20 protein-coding genes are annotated in these 19,884 nt (G+C 32.1%); 9 read left to right on the top strand and 11 right to left on the bottom strand.

Annotation, left to right across the window (positions count from 1 at the left end):
- The first annotated feature begins 144 nt into the window (after nt 1-144).
- The 3 genes from BIV18_RS06275 to BIV18_RS06265 all read left to right on the top strand — a co-directional run bounded on the left by BIV18_RS06275 (nt 145) and on the right by BIV18_RS06265 (nt 4,350).
- Nucleotides 145-1,047: an FUSC family protein gene (locus BIV18_RS06275; protein ID WP_075659797.1), complete on the top strand. Its 903-nt coding sequence runs from the start codon at nt 145-147 to the stop codon at nt 1,045-1,047.
- An 8-nt stretch (nt 1,048-1,055) separates the two neighbouring features.
- On the top strand, nt 1,056-2,780 hold the full coding sequence (locus BIV18_RS06270) for a hypothetical protein (protein ID WP_075659796.1): 1,725 nt from the start codon (nt 1,056-1,058) through the stop codon (nt 2,778-2,780).
- A gap of 265 nt (nt 2,781-3,045) precedes the next feature.
- On the top strand, nt 3,046-4,350 hold the full coding sequence (locus BIV18_RS06265) for a YjiH family protein (RefSeq protein ID WP_075659795.1): 1,305 nt from the start codon (nt 3,046-3,048) through the stop codon (nt 4,348-4,350).
- A 179-nt stretch (nt 4,351-4,529) separates the two neighbouring features.
- Here the strand turns inward: BIV18_RS06265 and rpsR are convergent, their stop codons facing one another.
- Genes rpsR through rpsF form a run of 3 tightly spaced genes read right to left on the bottom strand, consistent with a single transcriptional unit; the run spans nt 4,530 to nt 5,575 of the window.
- Nucleotides 4,530-4,754 carry a 30S ribosomal protein S18 gene (gene rpsR, locus BIV18_RS06260; protein WP_075659794.1) on the bottom strand — a complete coding sequence of 75 codons (225 nt, stop codon included), beginning with the start codon at nt 4,752-4,754 and terminating at the stop codon, nt 4,530-4,532.
- Between the two features lie 11 nt (nt 4,755-4,765).
- On the bottom strand, nt 4,766-5,281 hold the full coding sequence (locus BIV18_RS06255; protein ID WP_075659793.1) for a single-stranded DNA-binding protein: 516 nt from the start codon (nt 5,279-5,281) through the stop codon (nt 4,766-4,768).
- Between the two features lie 9 nt (nt 5,282-5,290).
- A complete protein-coding gene (gene rpsF / locus BIV18_RS06250) occupies nt 5,291-5,575 on the bottom strand; it encodes a 30S ribosomal protein S6 (RefSeq protein ID WP_075659792.1) in 285 nt (94 codons plus the stop codon).
- Nucleotides 5,576-5,692: 117 nt separating this feature from the next.
- Here rpsF and BIV18_RS06245 point away from each other — a divergent pair, with 117 nt between their 5' ends.
- Together BIV18_RS06245 and BIV18_RS06240 are read left to right on the top strand one after the other, a co-directional pair.
- Nucleotides 5,693-6,166 carry a methylglyoxal synthase gene (locus tag BIV18_RS06245; protein WP_075659791.1) on the top strand — a complete coding sequence of 158 codons (474 nt, stop codon included), beginning with the start codon at nt 5,693-5,695 and terminating at the stop codon, nt 6,164-6,166.
- Nucleotides 6,167-6,358: 192 nt separating this feature from the next.
- Nucleotides 6,359-6,781 (top strand): PPC domain-containing DNA-binding protein, encoded by a 423-nt coding sequence (locus BIV18_RS06240; protein WP_075659790.1) that lies wholly within the window; start codon nt 6,359-6,361, stop codon nt 6,779-6,781.
- 57 nt (nt 6,782-6,838) lie between these two features.
- On the opposite strand, the gene BIV18_RS06235 is transcribed toward BIV18_RS06240, so the two are convergent.
- Both BIV18_RS06235 and BIV18_RS06230 read right to left on the bottom strand, forming a co-directional pair.
- On the bottom strand, nt 6,839-8,020 hold the full coding sequence (locus BIV18_RS06235; protein ID WP_075659789.1) for an amidohydrolase: 1,182 nt from the start codon (nt 8,018-8,020) through the stop codon (nt 6,839-6,841).
- 31 nt (nt 8,021-8,051) lie between these two features.
- Entirely contained in the window at nt 8,052-9,263 is a 1,212-nt protein-coding gene (locus BIV18_RS06230) for a hypothetical protein (protein ID WP_075659788.1), read from the bottom strand.
- Nucleotides 9,264-9,493: 230 nt separating this feature from the next.
- Between BIV18_RS06230 and pepT the strand changes: the two genes are divergently transcribed.
- Nucleotides 9,494-10,702, top strand: coding sequence for a peptidase T (gene pepT / locus BIV18_RS06225; protein WP_075659787.1), 1,209 nt, complete (start codon nt 9,494-9,496; stop codon nt 10,700-10,702).
- A 264-nt stretch (nt 10,703-10,966) separates the two neighbouring features.
- On the opposite strand, the gene BIV18_RS06220 is transcribed toward pepT, so the two are convergent.
- Nucleotides 10,967-12,079, bottom strand: coding sequence for an LCP family protein (locus tag BIV18_RS06220; RefSeq protein WP_075659786.1), 1,113 nt, complete (start codon nt 12,077-12,079; stop codon nt 10,967-10,969).
- Nucleotides 12,080-12,176: 97 nt separating this feature from the next.
- On the opposite strand from BIV18_RS06220, the gene BIV18_RS06215 reads away from it, so the two are divergent.
- On the top strand, nt 12,177-12,866 hold the full coding sequence (locus BIV18_RS06215; RefSeq protein ID WP_075659785.1) for a DUF188 domain-containing protein: 690 nt from the start codon (nt 12,177-12,179) through the stop codon (nt 12,864-12,866).
- Nucleotide 12,867: 1 nt separating this feature from the next.
- Entirely contained in the window at nt 12,868-13,413 is a 546-nt protein-coding gene (locus tag BIV18_RS06210; RefSeq protein WP_075659784.1) for a nitroreductase family protein, read from the top strand.
- Nucleotides 13,414-13,476: 63 nt separating this feature from the next.
- On the opposite strand, the gene BIV18_RS06205 is transcribed toward BIV18_RS06210, so the two are convergent.
- The 5 genes from BIV18_RS06205 to BIV18_RS06185 are packed head-to-tail and all read right to left on the bottom strand — an operon-like array spanning nt 13,477 to nt 18,651.
- On the bottom strand, nt 13,477-13,965 hold the full coding sequence (locus BIV18_RS06205; protein WP_075659783.1) for a free L-methionine (R)-S-oxide reductase MsrC: 489 nt from the start codon (nt 13,963-13,965) through the stop codon (nt 13,477-13,479).
- An 11-nt stretch (nt 13,966-13,976) separates the two neighbouring features.
- On the bottom strand, nt 13,977-15,596 hold the full coding sequence (locus BIV18_RS06200; RefSeq protein ID WP_075659782.1) for an amidohydrolase: 1,620 nt from the start codon (nt 15,594-15,596) through the stop codon (nt 13,977-13,979).
- A 1-nt stretch (nt 15,597) separates the two neighbouring features.
- Nucleotides 15,598-16,992, bottom strand: a complete 1,395-nt coding sequence (locus BIV18_RS06195; protein ID WP_075659781.1) for an APC family permease — start codon at nt 16,990-16,992, stop codon at nt 15,598-15,600.
- Nucleotides 16,993-17,015: 23 nt separating this feature from the next.
- Entirely contained in the window at nt 17,016-18,371 is a 1,356-nt protein-coding gene (locus BIV18_RS06190; RefSeq protein WP_075659780.1) for a PFL family protein, read from the bottom strand.
- Between the two features lie 10 nt (nt 18,372-18,381).
- Complete coding sequence (locus BIV18_RS06185; RefSeq protein WP_075659779.1) at nt 18,382-18,651, bottom strand: ACT domain-containing protein; 270 nt, start codon at nt 18,649-18,651, stop codon at nt 18,382-18,384.
- Between the two features lie 116 nt (nt 18,652-18,767).
- On the opposite strand from BIV18_RS06185, the gene BIV18_RS06180 reads away from it, so the two are divergent.
- Nucleotides 18,768-19,862 carry a hypothetical protein gene (locus BIV18_RS06180; RefSeq protein WP_075659778.1) on the top strand — a complete coding sequence of 365 codons (1,095 nt, stop codon included), beginning with the start codon at nt 18,768-18,770 and terminating at the stop codon, nt 19,860-19,862.
- Nucleotides 19,863-19,884: the final 22 nt, after the last annotated feature.

The following is a 19,884-nucleotide window of genomic DNA, read 5'->3' as shown; positions in this document are numbered from 1 at the left end:
GTCACTCTCCTTTTCTTATTATAATTTTACCCATTTTTTACAATTTATATCAAAGCTTTCATAACTTCTCAAAATGTACTTTTAAGCCTATTATTGGTATAATTATTCTGTATATTAAATATATAATTTAAAGGAGATGATTAAATGGCAATAAAAAATAAAATAGATTATAAATATAAAATTGGGATGCGTGCAATTAAAACAGCAATTGCTGTTGTCATTGGTCTTTACATCTCCCAACTTTTAAATTTGAACTCTCCAATATTTGTATCCATCGCTACAATTTCTTCCATTAAGCCATCTATGTCAGAATCCTTAGCAGACACGAAAAAAAGACTCTTTACTTGCATAGTTGGTGTAATAATTGGTTATCTCAGTTCAATTATATCTGTGCCATATCTAGCAGAACCACTTATTGGTGGCATTGGAATTTTAATAATAATTTATATACTTTCAATTGTGAAGATGCGTGAAATGACACAATTATCTTGTATAGTATTTGTGGCAAGTTTTTGCTCTAATTCAGATAAAGCTTTTTATGCATTAAATAGAATTATAGGTACAATTATAGGTGTCGTTGTAGGCGTGCTAGTAAATTATTTTATATCTTCTCCAAATATCTGGGAAGCTTTTATCGATGCTTCAAAAAAATGCTATAATTCTGCGAATAAAGCTTTAAGAGAAATTATTTACGACAAAAAAACTGACTTGTCCTCTTTTAATGCAGACTTTGCTAGTGTAAACACGCTATATAAGCTTTTGGAGGAAGAAGTTAAGACTCCTTTTCACCATGGTCACTCAATATCAAAGGAATCACAAATAGTTTTTCTCCTTGACAATATATCCCTTCGGCTTCAAGTTATAAATAATATGGATGCAAATTATTTAAAAGAAAATCTTTCAAAAGAAATAGAGAAGCGATACGATCTAAATGAACCTACTTCAAAAGATTTAACAGAAGTAGATAGTGTATACAATTATCACATTGAATATATTTTAAGATATATGGACCAGCTAAAAGAATTAGTTGAAGTTGCAAAAGAATAGGTGAAAAAATGAATTTAAAAACAAGGAAAATCTATGAAATAGCTAAAAAACTCTTCACAGAAAAGACTTTAGCTTTTAAAGAATTTTATAATAAAAAAGATTTTGCTCCCATATTAGAAAACCCCTATATAAATATGAGAACAAGTGACGAAATCATGGCATTTCTTCTCTTTGACTTTAAAGAATATGAAGAAAGTGCCAATGCTACAATAAAAAATATGCTAAAGGAACTTAATTGTGAAGTAAAGGACTTAGAGTCCTTTATAAAAATTTTAAGAGAATCCTATGTTTCTCTATTTAGGATAGAAAAAAAGGGCGATTACTTTCTATTTTTTGATGTCCTCCTTGATGAATATATTGAAGTGGAAAATTACACAAGTATTGAATTTGCAGAAGTTGACTTTGGTCTATGTAGAATTTTTGGAAATGACAAGAGAAAAGTAATTCTTCATGTTACTCAATTAATGGTTGAAGAGGTGTTCATCACTTTTTCCAACAATCTTTCTAATTTGTTTTATCACATTGAAGAAAATTACGGTCCAGTAACAATAAACAAGGACTTTTTAAAGAGAGAATTTTTAAATATAATTTCTGTCTTTGAAGTTACTTTTGAGTCAATGTATAATGAGATTTTAGATTCAATTAACGCAGAAAATGACAATGAAATAAATTATTTTGAATATTTGCTAGATAAGTTTTACGAAGAGGATTTTTTAGTTTTGCAAAATAAGGATCTCTTTAAGAAGATTTTTTCAAACGCCGATACTGAGTTTATTATTGAATTTTCTATAAATTTGTTTTCTAAAATCTACTCCAACTGTCTATTTGAAGAAAATAAAACTTTTAAGGACTATGACCTAGACTACAAAAAGATATTTGAGTACCTATCTGAATCTGGTGAGTTTTTAAATCGCAAGGAACTAGCTTGTTCTTTAGACTTTTTAATTATCTTTTATGGAAAACTTCTTACAATGGGTCGCAACGTGAAAAATATCTTGAAAGACTTAAATGAAATTAAAGAAAACATTTTTTATTATTTAGATCTTTTAAAAAATAGCGAGAGTGGTTTTTATTTTGATGACGATATTTTGCCCATACTTTTAGATAATAAAAAATTTGTATTTGGGAATAAGTTTCTGGAAAATTTTGATAGCTTTCTTACTTTTTTAGACATGAATTATGTGAATAAATTAAAATCTGGCGACTTGTCTCCTGCTATGCTAAAAAAATTTACAGAATCAATTAATTTAGTTCCAACAAAGGTTGTTAAAACTTTTAAAAATACACATTTTCCACTTATCGAGTTGTACTTTACCTTTATGGTGAAAAAATATTTGACTTTTATTACACGAGAAGATGCACCAGAAGAACTTTATCTAACAGATTATGCCGACAATTACCAGACCTTTGACGATGCTACAAAGCTTTCCATTTGGACAGAATCTCTCACTAATAAAAAGTTCTTAAAATCTTCCTTTGGCAAAAATTATGATAAATACACGAGTTTTGTAATTGATTTTTTGAAAAAGTTAAATGAAAAAAATTGTATTAAGGATGAAAAATTTGACGAAGAAGAATCTTCTCTATTAAGCATTTTAGAGGACTTAGGGCTTATAGAGTCCAAAAAAGATTTCTCCGCAATAAAAATTACAAATCTTGGAAAAGACATTTTCAATTATTATAATACAGAAGAAGTGAATTACAATAATATTATAAAAGTCGACTTCAATTGAAAATAAAATATTGTCCTAAAATAGATCCTAGAAAAAGTATGAAAAATTATTAAAAAAAGATAAAAAAGGATAAACAATACTACATTTTTAAAAACATTAAAAGCTCTGAAATATACTATTTACAATGTATTTTGGAGCTTTTTTAATTTCAAAGTGTCAAACTCGAGAATATAATAAACCTGTTTTACAAAAAGCCAAAATTTTTATGCATTACGTTTTCATTTATTTATAATGTGGTATAATTAAAAAATAAAGGAGGATTATTATGGAAAAGAAAAAATTTAACTCGATGGATATCATATTATTCATTATTTATGCACTTTTTGGTATTTTTATGTTTTTTGTGCCAGTGAAAATAGGGGATGCAAATACAATACCTATTGACCACATTACCAATCTTGTGAAAAAGATTCCAAATTATAATTTTGTATTTGGTATATTTATGGTGCTTGCAGGAATTGCTTATGCAATTAAGACAAAATCATGGCAAAAAAGTAAACTTCACTCAGTTTTCTTTGTTCTAAAACTCGTGAGTTTAATATTTGTGTTTATGTATGTAACAAACAAGGGACCTGCAAGAATTTTTGACGGTGATATGCTTCCTCTTATTTGGAATGGAATCATGGTATCAGTAACTACAATCGTGCCAATAGGTTCGGTTTTTTTAGCCTTTTTAACAGGATTTGGACTTATGGAATTCATTGGTGTATTCATGGAACCTGTTATGCGACCAGTTTTTAAAACTCCTGGTAGATCAGCAGTCGATGCCGTTGCATCTTTCGTAGGCTCTTATTCTCTTGCACTTTTAATAACTAATAGAGTTTATTTGGAAGATACTTACACAAAAAAAGAAGCTGCAATTATAGCAACTGGATTCTCAACAGTATCTGCGACATTTATGATTATCGTAGCAAAAACTTTGGATATAATGGATTATTGGCTAGCTTATTTCTGGATTACATTATTCGTAACATTTTTAGTAACAGCAATAACTGCTAGAATTTTCCCTTTAAATAAAAAACCTCAAGAATATTATTCAGGTAAAAAATATGTTCCTGAAGAAAAGAAAAAAATTACTTTTTCTGACGCAGTGGACGCTGGAATGACAGCTTTTAAAAATTCTGGATCATTGCTTTCTGTAATAAAAGAAAACTTTATCGATGGATTTAAAATGGCACTTAACATTGCACCTTCACTACTTGGCGTAGGTATGATTGGACTTTTACTTGCAGAATACACTCCAATTTTCCACATAATTGGATATATATTCTATCCTTTCACACTAATAACTAAAGTGGAAGAACCACTTATGGTGGCTCAAGCACTTGGTATGAGTATTGCAGAAATGCTTCTACCGGCACCAATAGTAGCAAATGCAGGACTTGGACTAATAGCAAAAATGCTTGTAGCAATAGTATCAGTATCAGAAATACTTTTCTTCTCAGCATCAATCCCTGTAATGATGGGAACGGAAATACCTTTAAAATTCTCAGATTACATTATAATTTGGGTTGAAAGAATAATTTTAAGTATTGTTATCTCAATGCCAATACTTTATCTATTTTTCTAGATAATTAAATATACTATTAATAGCTAGGCTTTTATGCCTGGCTTTTTCTTTTGTTGTCATTTTTATTTTTTTATTTAAAATGCAGTTTAATTTTTTGAATCCTAACTATATTTTATAAAAATACCCTCTCTACTAGTTTGTCCAGTAGAGAGGGTACATATTATTACCAACAATTTTTATTAATCAGCGCTATATGGAATAAGTGCAATTTGTCTTGCTCTTTTAATAGCAACTGTCATTTCTCTTTGATGTTTTGCTGTTAAACCAGTGATTCTCCTTGGAAGAATTTTGCCACGGTCAGAAATATAATTTCTTAGCATTTCAACATCTTTATAATCGATTTTTTTAGTTTTATCTTTTTCAAAAGGATCTACTTTTTTCCTTCTGCCAAATCTTCTTTGCATTTTTACCCTCCTTAAAATGGTATTTGGTCATTGTCAACAGGGAAAAATCCATCTTCATCGTCACTGTCATTGTTTGAAAAATCATTTCCATAAGCAGAATTTACTGGTTGTTGATTGCTAAATCCGCCTTGACTTTGATTGAACCCGCCTTGGTTTTGATTGAATCCACCTTGGCTTTGGTTAAATCCACCTTGGTTTGAGCTAATGAAAGTTAAATTATTTACAATTACATCAGTTGTGTAAATAGTTCTTCCATCTTTTTCGTAGCTTCCTGTTTGAATTCTACCTTCAATTCCAATTTGACTGCCCTTTTTATGGTAATTTGCAATAAGTTCTGCTGTTGCTCCAAAAGCTGTGCAAGAAATAAAATCAGCTGTTGGTTGATTATTTGCTTGAGCTTCTTGTCTCTTTTGCTTAGACATTCTTCTATCTACAGCAATTGTGAAACGGCACATTGCAGTTCCTGTTTGCGCATAACGAAGTTCTGGATCTCTTGCTAGTCTTCCTATTAAGTTAACACAATTCATAAAAACTCCTTAGTCTTCAACTTTAATAATCATTTGTCTCATAACTGGGTCCATAATCTTTGCGACTCTGTTGATTTCAGCAATATCTTCTGGTTTTGTTTCGAATTCAAGGAAAATATAATAAGCTTCTTTTTTGTATTCAATTTCGTAAGCTAATTTTCTCATGCCCCACTCATCAACATTATTAATTTTACCATCTTTTTCGATTACTTTTTTAAGTCTGTCGAAAGAAGCATTTCTCTTTTCTTCTTCCACTTCAGGATAAAACATAATCACCGCTTCGTATTTATTCATACTTTCACCTCCTCATGGTCTTCGGCATAGTTAAAAAAACTATGCAAGGATTTCAATCTTTGATATTATATATTAAAGAAGAAACTTAGTCAAGATTTTTTAAAAATTGAGGTAATTATGCAAGTCAAAAAAATCAAAGTTAACAAAAAGAAAAATATTGCACTTGTTGCACACGACCACAAGAAAAAAGAACTCTTAAATTGGGTGAAAAAACACGAAAAAAAACTTTCACATCACAATTTTATTGGAACTGGAACTACTGCTGCACTAATTTCTCGTGAGACTTCTCTCGATGTTAAGAGACTTGTTTCTGGTCCTCTTGGTGGCGACCAGCAGCTTGGTGCAAAAATTTCTGATTCAAAAATTGATATTTTAATTTTTTTCTGGGATCCCCTTGAGGCACAACCTCATGACCCCGATGTAAAGGCCTTACTTAGGATTTCTACTCTATATAATATTGCCCTTGCCACATCTCCTACTACGGCTGATTATATTTTATCTTCGCCAATGTTTAACGAGGAGTACGATGTTGAAATTTTGGATAATGAATATTCTGTGGAAGATAGGATTTCAAAAAATGATTTTGATTGACATTAAAGTTAAGTGGTAAAATTAATTTATAAGAACTTTTAATTGCAAGATAATGACAATAAATAATAGTAAGGAAAAAGAACCTAAAGGGCAGAAGGAGCATTTTCTATTCTTTTTTATAGCTAGAGTTTTGCATAATCTTCGGAATTATATTGGCATGATATTGTATGAATATAAAAAATAGGAGGATTTATGGATTACAAAAGATTTGGCGACAAAATAATCGCAAGAATTGACAGAACTGAGGAAGTTCAAGAAAAATTAAAGGAACTCGCTTTAAGGGAAAATATTAAGCTTGCAAGCATCTATGGTATTGGCGCAACAGATGACTTTACTATTGGACTTTATAGCGTTTCAAAAAAAGATTACAAAGAAAAAAATTTCAAGGGAGAATTTGAAATTTTATCAATAATAGGAAGTATCTCGACATTAGATGGCGAATACTACCCACACCTTCACATCTCTGCTTCTGATGAAGAGGGAAATGTCTTTGGTGGTCATTTAAAGAGTTCAAAGATAAGTGTAACTTGTGAGCTGACAATAAATATAATTGACGGCATAGTTGAAAGACAAAAAGACGAATACACAGGTATAAATATTTATAAGTTTGATTGATTAAATTTTAAAAATAAAGGGCGAGTATTTATTGATCTCGCCCTACTTTTATTAATTTTAGTTTTCTCCATTTAAAAAGTCAATTGCATATTGTGCATAAGTTGCTGCACCCTTTGCAAGTACAGATTCATCTACATTAAATCTTTCGTTGTGATGTGGGTAGTCTGCACCAATTTTTGAATTTCTACATCCTACAAAGCCAAAACATCCTGGTTTCTTTTCAAGGTAAAAGGAAAAATCTTCGCCACCAGTTGTCTTTTGCATTGAGGCAACTGCGTCTTTTCCTGCTACTTTTTCAACAGCTTTTTCTGCAATTTTAGAAGATTTTTCTTCATTAATAGTTGGTCCTAGAATATATTTGTATTCAAGTTCATAAGTTGCACCATAGGCATCACATACTCCCTTTATTACTCTTCTCATATCGCTTTCTATTCTTTCACCAATTTCTCTTGAGAAATATCTATTTGTGCCTTCCATCTCGGCTTCTCCTGCAATAATATTAAATCTATTTCCACTGTGAAAAGATCCAACTGTAACAGTTACTGAGTCAAGTGGAGAATAATTCCTTGAAACTAATTGTTGTAGTGCTTGGACTACTGCTGAACCAACTACTACTGCATCTACTGTTTCATTAGGCAATGATCCATGGCCAGATTTTCCCTTGATTTTTATCTTGAACATATCTGCTGCTGCCATTCTATCGCCAGCTTCTACAGAAATTTTTCCTGCTTCAACTCCAGACCAAATATGCGAACCATAGATATTATCTGTTTCTTCAAACCAATTACCTTGTCTTATCATATACTTTGCGCCAAGTCCAACTTCTTCTGCTGGTTGAAAAATTAAATAAACTTTTCCGCAAAGATCCTCTTGTACTTCTTTTAGCATCTTTGCTGCACCTAGTAACATTGCCATATGAGTGTCATGCCCGCAAGCGTGCATCTTGCCAACATTTTGTGATTTGTATTCTACGTCATTTTTTTCTGTAACATTTAGTGCGTCAATATCTGCTCTAAGTGCAACAGTCTTTCCTGGTTTTCCACCCTTAATTACACCTATTACTCCTGTCTTTGGTTCTTCAGTTGGTATTTCATAAGGTATTCCCATCTTTTCTAGTTCTTCTGCAATTTTCTTTGTGGTTTCAAATTCTTCAAAAGAAAGTTCAGGGTGCATATGAAAATATCTTCTCATTTCAACTATATAGTCTTTGTTTTTTTCGATTAAATTTTTTACGTTCATTTTTTCTCCCTTCATACTAAAAAATTAGCAATTACATTGCAGGCGTTAGCATTGGTGCTAAAATTCCTGCTAATACTACTGAACCTATTGAAACTGTTACAAAACCTGCAACTAGCATCTTAGGCAAAATTTGTGATAGTATTATTTCTTTTTCCTCTTCAGACTTTGCTACACCTCTTGCAACTTCTTGTGAAACTACATAAGTTCCTGGAAATCCAAAAAGTGCTGATGTTCCTATTGCAAATGCCATCCATGCTCCGATTTTCAAAACCTTTCCAACTATTATAGACATAATACCTATACCTACAGTTCCCAATGCAAGACAAATTACAATTGGAAGTAAAATTTCAAGTATATCTTTTGGACTTGCGCCTGCAAGGCCTCCATATATTACTGCCATAAGTGCTGCCATTAAAAATCCAAAGGAGTTTCCTTTATTAAGTGGTTCTCTCTCCAAAAATCCAATTTCAGCAAAAACTATACCTAGAATAAGTGCTAAAACATTTTTATCTATTCTAATTAAAACATTTAGAATAAATACCCCCGTATCAATTCGCTTCAATAAACTTGAAACAAAGGTAGCAATAAATGCTATTAAAATTGCCTTTGCCAAAAAATAATTTGGAGAAGTATATTTTTCTGGTAGTTGGAAAATTGTCTTTAATTCTCTTTGTTCTACTACTTCATCTTCTTGAAAAGTGTAACCTTCTGCCTTCAATTTTAAAATTCTATTTGCCTCTCGTCTAAGACAAAATGATGCTAAAGGATAGCCAACAAAACCCTGCAATACAACTAATAATGTTGCCATTAGCTTTAAATCATTTCTTCCTATAGCTGCTGCAGCTTCTGCCATTTGCAATCCAGCAATGATTCCGCCAGAAATAGGTGGTGCTGCTACTATTGCAGTTTCTTTCCCTACAATTGGGCTACCTAAAAGTAATAATAAAATAGCTATACCTACGATTCCACCTGCCGCAATAAGAACAGTTTTCCATTGCGCAATTAGTTGACCCAAATTTAACATTGAACCCATGTGAACTAAAAGTGTTGTAATCATTACTGCTCCAATGTCATATAAAAGAGAATCCTTGAAAAGTGTTTCAGGTATGCCTAACCAGAAACCAACTAAAAATATTACAGAACAGACAAATAACGACGGAACAATACTTTTTGTGGCAGTTGCTACTACATCGCCAATTGCATAAACTATAAAAATAAATAATAATGCTTGAAGTGTATCCATATTTTCCTCCTTTTTATCGCTTTTAATCAGTAAAGCAAATTGTTTTAAGAATCATTATATTCTTTTATAAAATTTTTGTCAATAATTATCTTTTCATCATTGTAAAATTCCGCCAAAATAAAAGAATACTTTGATTTTTAATTTCGCCTTGAAACTATTACCTTAAAATAATTTTAAATTTCTACAAAACTATTATCTGTGATAAAATACTTTTAGAATTGGAGGTTATTATGGAAAAGATTTTAAATAGATTTTTAAATTATATTTCTTTCGAAACTACTAGCGATGAAAATTCTAAAACTTGTCCTTCAACAAAGGGTCAAGTAGAACTTGGAAATTTTTTAGTGGAAGAATTAAAAAGCCTTGGCATTGACTCAATAATTGATGAAAACGGCTATATATATGGCAATATCGTCGGCAACACAAAGACTAAAAATACTGTTGGTTTTATTGCGCACATGGACACTTCTCCAGATATGTCTGGCAAAAATGTTAGGACAAATATAATAAAAAACTACACGGGTTGCGACATAAAATTAAATGACGAGTTCACGACAACTGTCTCTGATTTTCCTTTTTTAAAAGATTTAAAGGGCGAAACTATTATTACAACTGATGGAAACAGCCTCCTTGGTGCAGACGACAAAGCTGGCATTGCCATAATTATTTCTGCTATTGAAGAACTTTTAAAGGACAAAGACGCCAAGTATGGTGACATAAAAATAGCCTTCACACCCGATGAAGAAATTGGAAGAGGCGCAGATAAATTTGATGTGAAAAAATTTGGTGCTGATTTTGCCTTTACTGTGGACGGCGGGCCAATTGGCGAACTTGAGTATGAAACTTTTAATGCAGCTTCTTGCAAAATTGAAATCCAAGGGAAAAATGTGCATCCAGGATCTGCAAAGGACATAATGATAAATTCTCAGCTAATTGCCATGGAATTTAATTCCATGCTCCCTGTTAACGAAAGACCTGAATACACTGAAGGCTACGAAGGCTTTTCCCTTTTAACTAATATGGAGGGAAGCGTCGAGTTTACAAAAATGAATTACATCATAAGAGATCACTCAAGAGAAAAATTTGAAAAAAGGAAAAATTTATTTGAAGATATAGCAAAGTTTTTAAATAAAAAGTATGATGACAAGATTAAAGTTGATATTAAAGACCAATATTACAATATGAAAGAAAAAATTGAAGAGCACATGGAGATAATTGACCTTGCAAAAGCTGCCTTTGATAGTGCAGGTGTAGTCCCAAAAATTGGACCAGTTAGAGGAGGAACTGATGGTTCTAAATTATCCTTTATGGGCCTTCCTACTCCAAATATTTTCACTGGTGGCTATAATTATCATGGAAGATACGAGCTTGTTAGCCTTGATCAAATGAAAAAATCTAAGGAAGTTGTTAAAAATATTGTAAAATTATTAGCTCAATAAAATTCTAATAATCACTACATTAAATTAAATCTATTTTAACCCTCTTACTGAGAATATCTCCTTGTAAATTGTAGCTTTTAAATTGAAAAACTTCCTTTGTAGTCAAGTTGTTTTTGTAAATCAAGCTTGCAATTTTATAAGCTTTAGATTTAGAAATATTAATTTTTAAATGAGATATTCTTCAATAATGGTTTTTCTGAGATAAATCAACTTTGCGAAATTTTTATTGCAAAAATTTACAAAAAAAGAACCCTAAGGTCCTTTTTATAAATTATTTTCTTTTTTAGAATTATATGAGGAATCTTCTTCTCTTACAGCTTCTTCCTTTAACTTTTCTCTAAGTTCTCTATTTCTAATTTTTTGTTCAGCTGCTGCTCTTTCTTCTTCTGTCATATTTTGTAAATCTTCTTCTGTAAAGTTATCCTCTGCGCCTTCACTTTCTGCTGCATTTTTTCTCAATCTTTCAAGTTCTGATGCCTCATACCTTGCACTTTCTTTGTCAACAAAATATAGAGGAGAGCCCTTTTTCGTCCTTCCGCTAACAGTTTTCATTCCTATATTTTCTTTATCAAGAGTTACGCCATAGTATGCTAGATAGGAGAGTTGTCCATAATTCATGTCTGTTTCAATATGCTTATTGGCAATAGATACGAGTTTTGGAAGTTTTAGAAGCATTTTTGGAGACTTCATCTTTTCAAAAATCTTCATTATGAAATCTTGTTGCGCCTTAATTCTATCGAGGTCTTGGTCCTTGTAAATTTTTCTTATTCTAAGATATTTTACCGCATCATCGCCCTTTAATAGGTGAAGTCCCTCTTTAAAATCAATTTCAAGGGGTGGTATAGTTGATGGATCTGTGTACTTGTATTCAGGAGTGTAAACTTCAACTCCGCCTATTGCGTCAACTAGTTCCTTTACTGCTTCGTAATTTACCGTTACATAATGGTCTAACTTTACATTAAGAAAATCTTCAACACTTGATACTTGTAGGTCAATCCCTCCACGAGAATAAGCTGCATTCATCCTATAATTGTCGTAGCCCTTTAACTTATAATATGTATCTCTTGGTATTGACAATAACCTAACTTTATCGTATTTTGGATCAATTGATAAGAGCATAATCGTATCAGCTCTCTTAGAATCTTTATCTTTTTCATAGGTAACTTCACTAGAATCTATTCCAATTAATAAAATATTTACAATATCCTCATTTTCATTAAAGACAGTGATTTTTTCTGGTTCAGCAATTTCTTCTTTATTTATAATTTTATTGTTATTTAATTTTTTCCCCCTTGGCATAAACATAAATGTAAGTCCCAACGCTCCAAGTAGAAGTATAACTGTAAGGAATACAAATATTCTGTAAATATATTTCATATTGACCTCCTTAATTAAGTCTATATAAAATCTTATAATTTTTCAATACTTTTTAATTATCTGATATTTTAAATTTATTTTTGGGTAGATAATAATTATGAAGATATTATTAGATGCAGACGGATCCCCTGTCCGTGAAATAACAGAAAAGCTATCAAAAAAATATTGTGCGAAGCTCTTGTTGGTAAAAAATTATACACAGGAATTTAGCACAACCTACGGAGATGTCATTAGCGTTGATATATCAAAGGAAGCTGCTGACATCTACATTGCAAATCACGCAAATAAGGGCGACCTAGTGATTACAAATGACAGGGGACTGTCTTCTCTTGCTCTTTCAAAGGGTGCAAATGTAATAGACTTTCAAGGTAATTTTATAGACGATGATAATATTATGGAATTGTTAGAAAGCCGTCATTTTAACCGGAAAATGCGCAATAGAGAAATTTATTTTAATATTGCAAAAAGAAAAAAATGCGATGACCAAGATTTTTACCAATCATTAAATAAGTTTTTGGAGGATATAAATATGCTTACATTATTCATTTCAAGTCTCTGCCCCGATTGTCCACCTGCAATCGCAGAAATTAAAGAAAAAAATTTAGACTGCGAAATTGTAGATATCACAGCATCAATGGCAAACTTGAAGAGATTTTTAAAGGAGAGAGATTTCTCCGAAGCATTTGACGAAATTGTAAAAGAAGGTAAAGTTGGCGTTCCTGTACTTATGCGTGATGAAGATTTTTACTTCTTTGATGGAAACTTAGATGAATTTTTAAGGAGATAATATGGAATTTAGAGATTTTAAAGAATTAGCAAAAATAAGACAATCTTGTAGAGATTACGATCCAGATAGAGAGGTTGAAATAGAGAAATTGCAAACTTGCCTTGACACAATGAAGCTTGCACCTTCAGCTTGCAATGCTCAACCTTATTACTATTACATTGTTCATGGCGAAAATGCAAAAAATATTTCAAAATTTCTTCAGCTTGGCAAGATGAATTCTTTCACAAAAGATGTAAATGCCTTTGCCATTGTTACAGAAGAAAACTACAATTTGACTGCAAAAATCAGCTCCCAAGTAAAGAATCAAGATTTTAAATCAGTTGATATTGGAATATCTACAGCTTATTTTACTGCAGAGGCAACAACACTTGGGCTCTCAACTTGCGTAATAGGTTGGTTTGACGAGGAAAAAATTCAAAAATTCTTAAATACTAAAAGTAGAATTCGACTTGTAATAGCAATTGGATACGCAAAAAATGAAGAGATCCGCGAGAAAAAAAGAAAGACCTCTGATGCATTATATAAAATAATTCCAGAAGATCTTTAGGTTTAATAATCTATTAAGGTGATTTTGTAAAGTAGAAAATTCTATTTTGCAAAATCACCTTTTTTATTTATTAAGTTCTTTTTCCATAAATCCTACAAGTTCAGAAAATTTTTCTTCTTCTAAGTTTGTGAAGCGACCTACCTTTGGTGAGTCCAAATCTAAAACTGCAATTACCTCGCAATTTATTTTTATTGGCAAGACAAGTTCTGAATTTGATGCACTGTCGCATGCCACATGTCCTTTAAATTCGTGGACATTTTCTATTCGCATAATTTTTTGATTTTTCCAAGCTGCGACGCAAACTCCTTGGTCTTTTAGTCTAGTGCAAGCTGGCAAACCTTGAAAAGGTCCAAGGACAAGTTCATCCCCTCGCACGAGATAAAAACCTGCCCAATTCAAATCCTCTACTACATTAAAAATTACAGAGGAAAGATTTGCCATCATGGCGATTGCATCTTTTTCTGTTTTTATCGTGGCTTTTCCAAAGTCCACCATGTACTCCAGTCTTTCCTCGTTATTTAAATTTTTTATTCCCTTAATTTCTAAAGTCATTCTATCACTAGCTATCTTTTATAAACAATTTTACCACCGACAATGGTCATTAAAGGCTTAATTTCCTTAATTTCCATTGGGTCAATAGTGAATATATCTCTGTCTAAAACTACAAAATCTGCCAAGAAATCTTTTTTTATTCTTCCCTTTATGTCTTCTTCAAATTCTACATAAGCAGATTCAACTGTGTAAGCGTCAATTGCTTCATATACGTCTACACATTCCTTTGGATAAAATCCACCTTCAGGCTTTCCTAATTTGTCCTTCCTAGTTACTGCCATGTAAATATTTGGGAAAGGATTTAAATTTTCTACTGGTGCATCAGTTCCATAGGCAACATGAGCACCAAGGTCTTTTAAAGATTTAAAGGCATAGGACGTACTTGCGAGGTCCCTTCCACATCTATCTTCAACTATTTTCATGTCATAATCTAAAAAAATCGGTTGTGCCATTACGCAAATATCGTCTTTTGCAATTCTTTCTACAAGTTCTCTATCTGTTATTTGGCAATGGACTAAAGTATGGCGAAGGTTGTTTTTGCCATTTTTAAAAGATTCTTCATAACATTTTACTGTATCTTCGATTGCCTTATCGCCAATTGTGTGAGTGATGACTTGGAGATTATTTTCACTTGCAAGGTTCACATATTTTCTCATCTCTTCATCCTTTATCCAAGGAAGTCCGTAATTTTCTTTGTCATCATTGTAGCCTTTGCGCATTAAAGCTGTCCTTGCGCCAAGTGAGCCGTCCTTAAATAATTTAAGGGGTCCAAGTTTTAGATAATTGTCCTTGTAATCTTCTGACTTAAATTCTCCAACAGTTAAGTATTTTTCAAATTCAGAAAAATCATTGAAACAAACTTGATGTCTATATCTAATTTTTTTATTTTCTTTATAAATGTCCTTTAAAAGTGCAAAGGCAACGGGTCCATTCATGAAAGTTGTGCCCACATCATTTGATTGAACAGATGTAAGTCCACAAGATATTGCATAATCCATAGTCTCGATTAGCATCTCTCGCCTTTCTTCTAATGTAAAATCGGGTATTACATCCTTTGCAAAGTTGCAAGCATTGGCTGTGTAAACTCCACTTGGATAGCCGTCTTCTCCTATTAAAAATTCTCCATCAGGGTATTGTGGACTGTCCTTAGTTAGTCCAAGGATTTCAATTACCTTTGTATTAGATGAAACTATATGACCACAAACTCTTTCTAGTACAATTGGAATTTCTGTTGAAATTTTATCTAAATCAAATCTATTTGGAATTCTCTTATCTTCAACAAATAAATCTTGATTCCATCCAATTGCATGGATCCCCTTTTCACATCTCTTGGGATTTTTTTTCATAAAGATTTTGCATCTTTCTATCATTTCTTCAATGGACTTTACACCTTCTATATCAACTTGGTTTCTGCTTTCTCCAAATTGCATAAAGTGTAAATGTGAATCATTTAGTCCTGGTATTACAGTTTTTCCATTGCAGTCAATTTTTTCTATCGCAGAATCAGAATATTTTTCTAAAAGGTCTTCGCTTTTCCCAACTTCTTTTATAAATTCATCTTCAGTATAAATTGCTTCTTGAAATTCATCTCTATTGACATAAACTTTTCCATTGTAAAATAATTTTTTCATCTTATACTCCTTTTTCCTTTTTTAATTTTGCGTCAAAAATCATATAAGTGATTGCACCAAGAGCTGGCACTACAAGTCCAGTTAATCCTGTAATTGGATCTTCTATTGCACCTTGAACTACAAGCCCTGCAAAAATTAGAGCTGTTATTATTACGGAAACTGGATAAAACCAAACTTTATAAGGTCTTTCTATATTTGGATATTTTTTTCTAAGTATTGGAACACTTAAAATTGTGAGCACTGAGAAAATCATTCCTGTGATTACTACCATATTAGTAAGTTGGTCTAAGTTTGATGCCATTACAAGTATACAAGAAAAAATACATTGTACAATAATCGGTGCCGTTGGAACTTTATACTTTGGATGAAGCTTTGCAAATGATTTAAAGAAGTGACCTTCCACTGCCATTGCATAGTACATCCTTGGTTGTGCGAGGATAAGTCCATTTAATGTCCCAAACATTGCTAGTATCATTCCTGCACTTACTATAATTACGCCAGCATGACCAAATACTCTTTTTGCAACTTCTGTCCCTAGATAGAGATCGCCGCCATTTATCATGGATACAATTTCATCATGAGGTATTACTTTCATAATTGCAAAGTTAAATAATGTATATAAAACTGTTATGCCGCCAATCCCTATTATTAGTGCAAGGGGCAAATTTTTGTGTGGTTCTTTTATTTCTTCTGCAACTGTATTTAAATTTGTCCATCCTTCATATGCCCACAAAGTTGCAACAACAGCTATGGCAATGATGCCAAAGATATTTGTGTCACTTGTCTTTGAATATTCTATGGCACTTCCAAGGCTTAAATCAGGACTTACCCTTCCAACAAAAAGTGCAGATACCATTACAATTCCTATGGGAACAAGTTTTGCAACCATGGATAAATTTTGAAGAATTGACGATGCCTTTACTCCAAATAAATTGTATATTGTAAGTGCAATAATTAAAAATATTGCTGCAATTTTTATTCCAAAGTCAGAAATTTCAAAAAAGCTTTTAAATACACTCATAAGGGCAATAGAAACTGCGGCAACTGAACCTGGTCCTCCCACTATCCAATCAGTAAATCCAGATATAAATCCAGCTATTGGATGATAGGCTTCATTTAAGTAAACAATTCTTCCACCTGCTTTTGGCATTGCTGTTCCAAGCTCTGCATAACAAAGCCCTCCAAAAAGTGTAATAAGTCCTCCAATTATCCAGCAAATAAGAGCTAGACCTGAATTCATATTTGTCCTTTGAAGTACATAGGATCCAAGATAAAAAATACCAGAACCTATCATAATGCCGCCAATAATACTTACGCCACCAAAGACGCCAATTTCTCTTTTAAACTCGGTGTTTTCGGTAGTTAATTTTTCAATATTCTTTGAATTACTATTCATAGGATACCTTCCTTTTTTATATATTAATTTTTAAAGCTGTGAACTGGAGCAGGTATAAATCCTCCACGACTTGCAAATCTTTCACTGCTTCCTCGATGAACAGGAATTATTGGTGCAGAACCTAGAAGTCCACCAAAGGTAGCTTCTTCTCCAACGCCCTTTCCAATTACTGGGATAATTCTAACTGCAGTAGTCTTTTGATTTATAATTCCAATCATTGCTTCATCTGCTATTATTGCAGCTAATGTTGATGCTTTTGTATCCCCTGGAATTGCAATCATGTCTAAACCTACAGAACATACACAAGTCATGGCTTCAAGTTTATCAAGCCCAATGTAACCCTTCCTTGCAGCTTCAATCATTCCTTCATCCTCACTTACTGGAATAAAAGCTCCACTAAGTCCTCCAACGTGATCTGATGCCATAATTCCGCCCTTTTTCACCGCATCATTTAACATTGCAAGTGCCGCAGTAGTTCCATGTCCTCCTGCAAACTCTACGCCGATTTCTTCTAAAATTCGTGCAACGGAATCGCCAATAGCTGGCGTTGGTGCAAGAGATAAGTCAATTGTTCCAAAGGGAACTCCCACTTTATTTGCAACTTCTGTGCCTATAAGTTCGCCCAATCTCGTTATTTTAAATGCCGTTTTCTTAATAGTTTCAGAAACTACATCAAAACTTTTACCTCTAACTTTTTCTAGTGCGTATTTAACTACACCCGGTCCAGATACTCCAACGTGAAGAACTACATCTCCCATTCCAACGCCGTGGAAAGCTCCTGCCATAAAGGGATTGTCTTCAACTGCATTTGCAAATACAACTAATTTTGCGCAACCAATAGAATCTGCATCCTTAGTATTTATCGCAGTTTCGAGAATTATATCTCCCATAAGCTTAACTGCGTCCATATTTAGACCTTTTTTTGTAGTTCCAACATTTATTGAAGAGCAAACTTTTTCTGTTTCGGAAAGTGCACGAGGAATGGAATTTATTAAAATTTCATCAGCTGGAGTCATTTCTCCATGAACTAATGCAGAAAATCCACCGATAAAGTCTACTCCAATTTCCTTTGCAGCCTTATCTAAAGTCTTTGCAAATTCTGTGTAGTCTTTTTCATCAGTTGCACCTGCAATAAGGGCAATAGGCGTTACAGAAACTCTTTTGTTTACAATTTCAACACCATATTTTTTGCCAATTTCATTTGCGTATTTAACTAAATGTTTTCCGTAATTTATTATTTTGTTATAAATTTTTTTGCGTGCAACATCGCCATCTTTATCTATGCAGTCTAAAAGTGATATGCCAAGAGTTACTGCCCTAATATCTAGGTTTTCTTGGTCAAGCATCCTAACTGTCTCCAAAATTCTTTTTTTATCCATAGGGCACTCCTTAAATTTGGTGCATCTTGTCGAAGATACCTTGATGTTGAACTCTAATAGAAAGATTTAGTTCTTCGCCAAGTTTTTCGTAAGCATCAACAACTTCTTGGAATTCAACATTCATCTTAGTTAAATCAACTATTACAATCATTGTGAAGTAACCGTCTAAAATTGTTTGAGTGATGTCTACAATATTTAGGTCAAACTCCACCATCTTCTTTACTACTTCATATACAATACCAATTTTGTCACTGCCGATGACAGTTATAACAGCTTTCATAGCATCCCCCTTGATTAAAATTACAACTATTATATCATACATTTAAAGCATTAATAGTACCTTTATAATTGTGTTTTGTTTTAATTTATTATACTATAATATAAAAGGAGGAAAGTATGAAAATCTTTAAAATTTTATTAATTTCTTTGATTACAATTTTGTTATTTGCAGCTTGTGGAAAAAATAGAAATTCTAATCAAGAAAATAATATTGTTGAAAAGAAAATAGTTGAGGCAAAAAATAAAATAGAGGATAAAGAAAAAAATGTGGCAAAGAAACCAGAAATAAATTTTTATATTGCTAGAGAAAATCTTGGAGAGTCCAAGGAAGAATTTCCTCTTTCACAAATTATTGGCGAAATAAATTTAGATCAATATGAAAAACTTTTTAATAATGCAAGCTTTACTGACAAAAAAGTAGAAAGCAGCAAAAACAATGTAGGCGATGTAATAATTTCATCAAATGATAGAAAAATTAAATTTGCAAAAAAAGCTAAAAATAATATTTTTGAAAATGAAGAAATCGGAAAAAGTGACTCAAAAATAATCGAGTCTAAAGTTTCTCTAAGAGATAAGGCTTTTTCATATTTACTTTCAAATAAATTGCGAGAAATTGATAATCCAAAATTTCCAGATGAACTTGGGGCTTATAGTACTTATTTTGTAAAGGATTTTTTTGAAGATGGAAAATTAATTTTACTTTCTAATGTATATAATCAAAATTATTTCTTTAAAGATGGAATTTTTGAACAAGAATCTGGTTATCGAAGGCCTATGGAATTTCAATATGTTTTAAATAAAGATAATAATTTTTCCTTTGACAGGGTAATTTATCCACAAGATGGATCTATGTATGCCCCTTCTGTTAAAAAAATGGCTCGTGACGATAAAAAAACTTTTGATTATTTAATGCAAGGGGCCAATAAAGAGGAATATAATGAGTTAATGGATGATTTGTTTTATTTAGCTCAAAAAAGGGGGCTAGATAATTTTTCCCACAAACTAAAAGATATTCCTGGATATGAAAATGATGTAGTCTACATTGAAAAGGGGCCAAGACTACTTGAAGGCAATATAGAAATCGCAAAGAAAAAGGACTACGAAGAAGCGAAAAAAACAGTAGGCAAAGATAGCTGGCCTCACTGTGAAGGTATACTTTACAACAAAAGGACGGGTATCGCAGTGAAAACTTTTATAGATTATTTTGAGTAATAAAAAAGCTCTTGATTAGAAT

Origin of the sequence: Peptoniphilus grossensis (assembly GCF_001940285.1) — a bacterium.
In the GTDB taxonomy this organism is placed as follows: Bacteria; Bacillota; Clostridia; order Tissierellales; family Peptoniphilaceae; genus Peptoniphilus_A; species Peptoniphilus_A faecalis.
The sequence above is the reverse complement of the archived record's forward strand: the minus strand, read 5'-3'. Positions and strand labels throughout refer to the sequence as shown.

Coding starts and splice junctions, on each gene's coding strand:
- BIV18_RS06275 (WP_075659797.1), top strand. CDS start 145: ATGGCAATAAAAAATAAAATAGATTATAAATATAAAATTGGGATGCGT.
- BIV18_RS06270 (WP_075659796.1), top strand. CDS start 1,056: ATGAATTTAAAAACAAGGAAAATCTATGAAATAGCTAAAAAACTCTTC.
- BIV18_RS06265 (WP_075659795.1), top strand. CDS start 3,046: ATGGAAAAGAAAAAATTTAACTCGATGGATATCATATTATTCATTATT.
- rpsR (WP_075659794.1), bottom strand. CDS start 4,754: ATGCAAAGAAGATTTGGCAGAAGGAAAAAAGTAGATCCTTTTGAAAAA.
- BIV18_RS06255 (WP_075659793.1), bottom strand. CDS start 5,281: ATGAATTGTGTTAACTTAATAGGAAGACTAGCAAGAGATCCAGAACTT.
- rpsF (WP_075659792.1), bottom strand. CDS start 5,575: ATGAATAAATACGAAGCGGTGATTATGTTTTATCCTGAAGTGGAAGAA.
- BIV18_RS06245 (WP_075659791.1), top strand. CDS start 5,693: ATGCAAGTCAAAAAAATCAAAGTTAACAAAAAGAAAAATATTGCACTT.
- BIV18_RS06240 (WP_075659790.1), top strand. CDS start 6,359: ATGGATTACAAAAGATTTGGCGACAAAATAATCGCAAGAATTGACAGA.
- BIV18_RS06235 (WP_075659789.1), bottom strand. CDS start 8,020: ATGAACGTAAAAAATTTAATCGAAAAAAACAAAGACTATATAGTTGAA.
- BIV18_RS06230 (WP_075659788.1), bottom strand. CDS start 9,263: ATGGATACACTTCAAGCATTATTATTTATTTTTATAGTTTATGCAATT.
- pepT (WP_075659787.1), top strand. CDS start 9,494: ATGGAAAAGATTTTAAATAGATTTTTAAATTATATTTCTTTCGAAACT.
- BIV18_RS06220 (WP_075659786.1), bottom strand. CDS start 12,079: ATGAAATATATTTACAGAATATTTGTATTCCTTACAGTTATACTTCTA.
- BIV18_RS06215 (WP_075659785.1), top strand. CDS start 12,177: ATGAAGATATTATTAGATGCAGACGGATCCCCTGTCCGTGAAATAACA.
- BIV18_RS06210 (WP_075659784.1), top strand. CDS start 12,868: ATGGAATTTAGAGATTTTAAAGAATTAGCAAAAATAAGACAATCTTGT.
- BIV18_RS06205 (WP_075659783.1), bottom strand. CDS start 13,965: ATGACTTTAGAAATTAAGGGAATAAAAAATTTAAATAACGAGGAAAGA.
- BIV18_RS06200 (WP_075659782.1), bottom strand. CDS start 15,596: ATGAAAAAATTATTTTACAATGGAAAAGTTTATGTCAATAGAGATGAA.
- BIV18_RS06195 (WP_075659781.1), bottom strand. CDS start 16,992: ATGAATAGTAATTCAAAGAATATTGAAAAATTAACTACCGAAAACACC.
- BIV18_RS06190 (WP_075659780.1), bottom strand. CDS start 18,371: ATGGATAAAAAAAGAATTTTGGAGACAGTTAGGATGCTTGACCAAGAA.
- BIV18_RS06185 (WP_075659779.1), bottom strand. CDS start 18,651: ATGAAAGCTGTTATAACTGTCATCGGCAGTGACAAAATTGGTATTGTA.
- BIV18_RS06180 (WP_075659778.1), top strand. CDS start 18,768: ATGAAAATCTTTAAAATTTTATTAATTTCTTTGATTACAATTTTGTTA.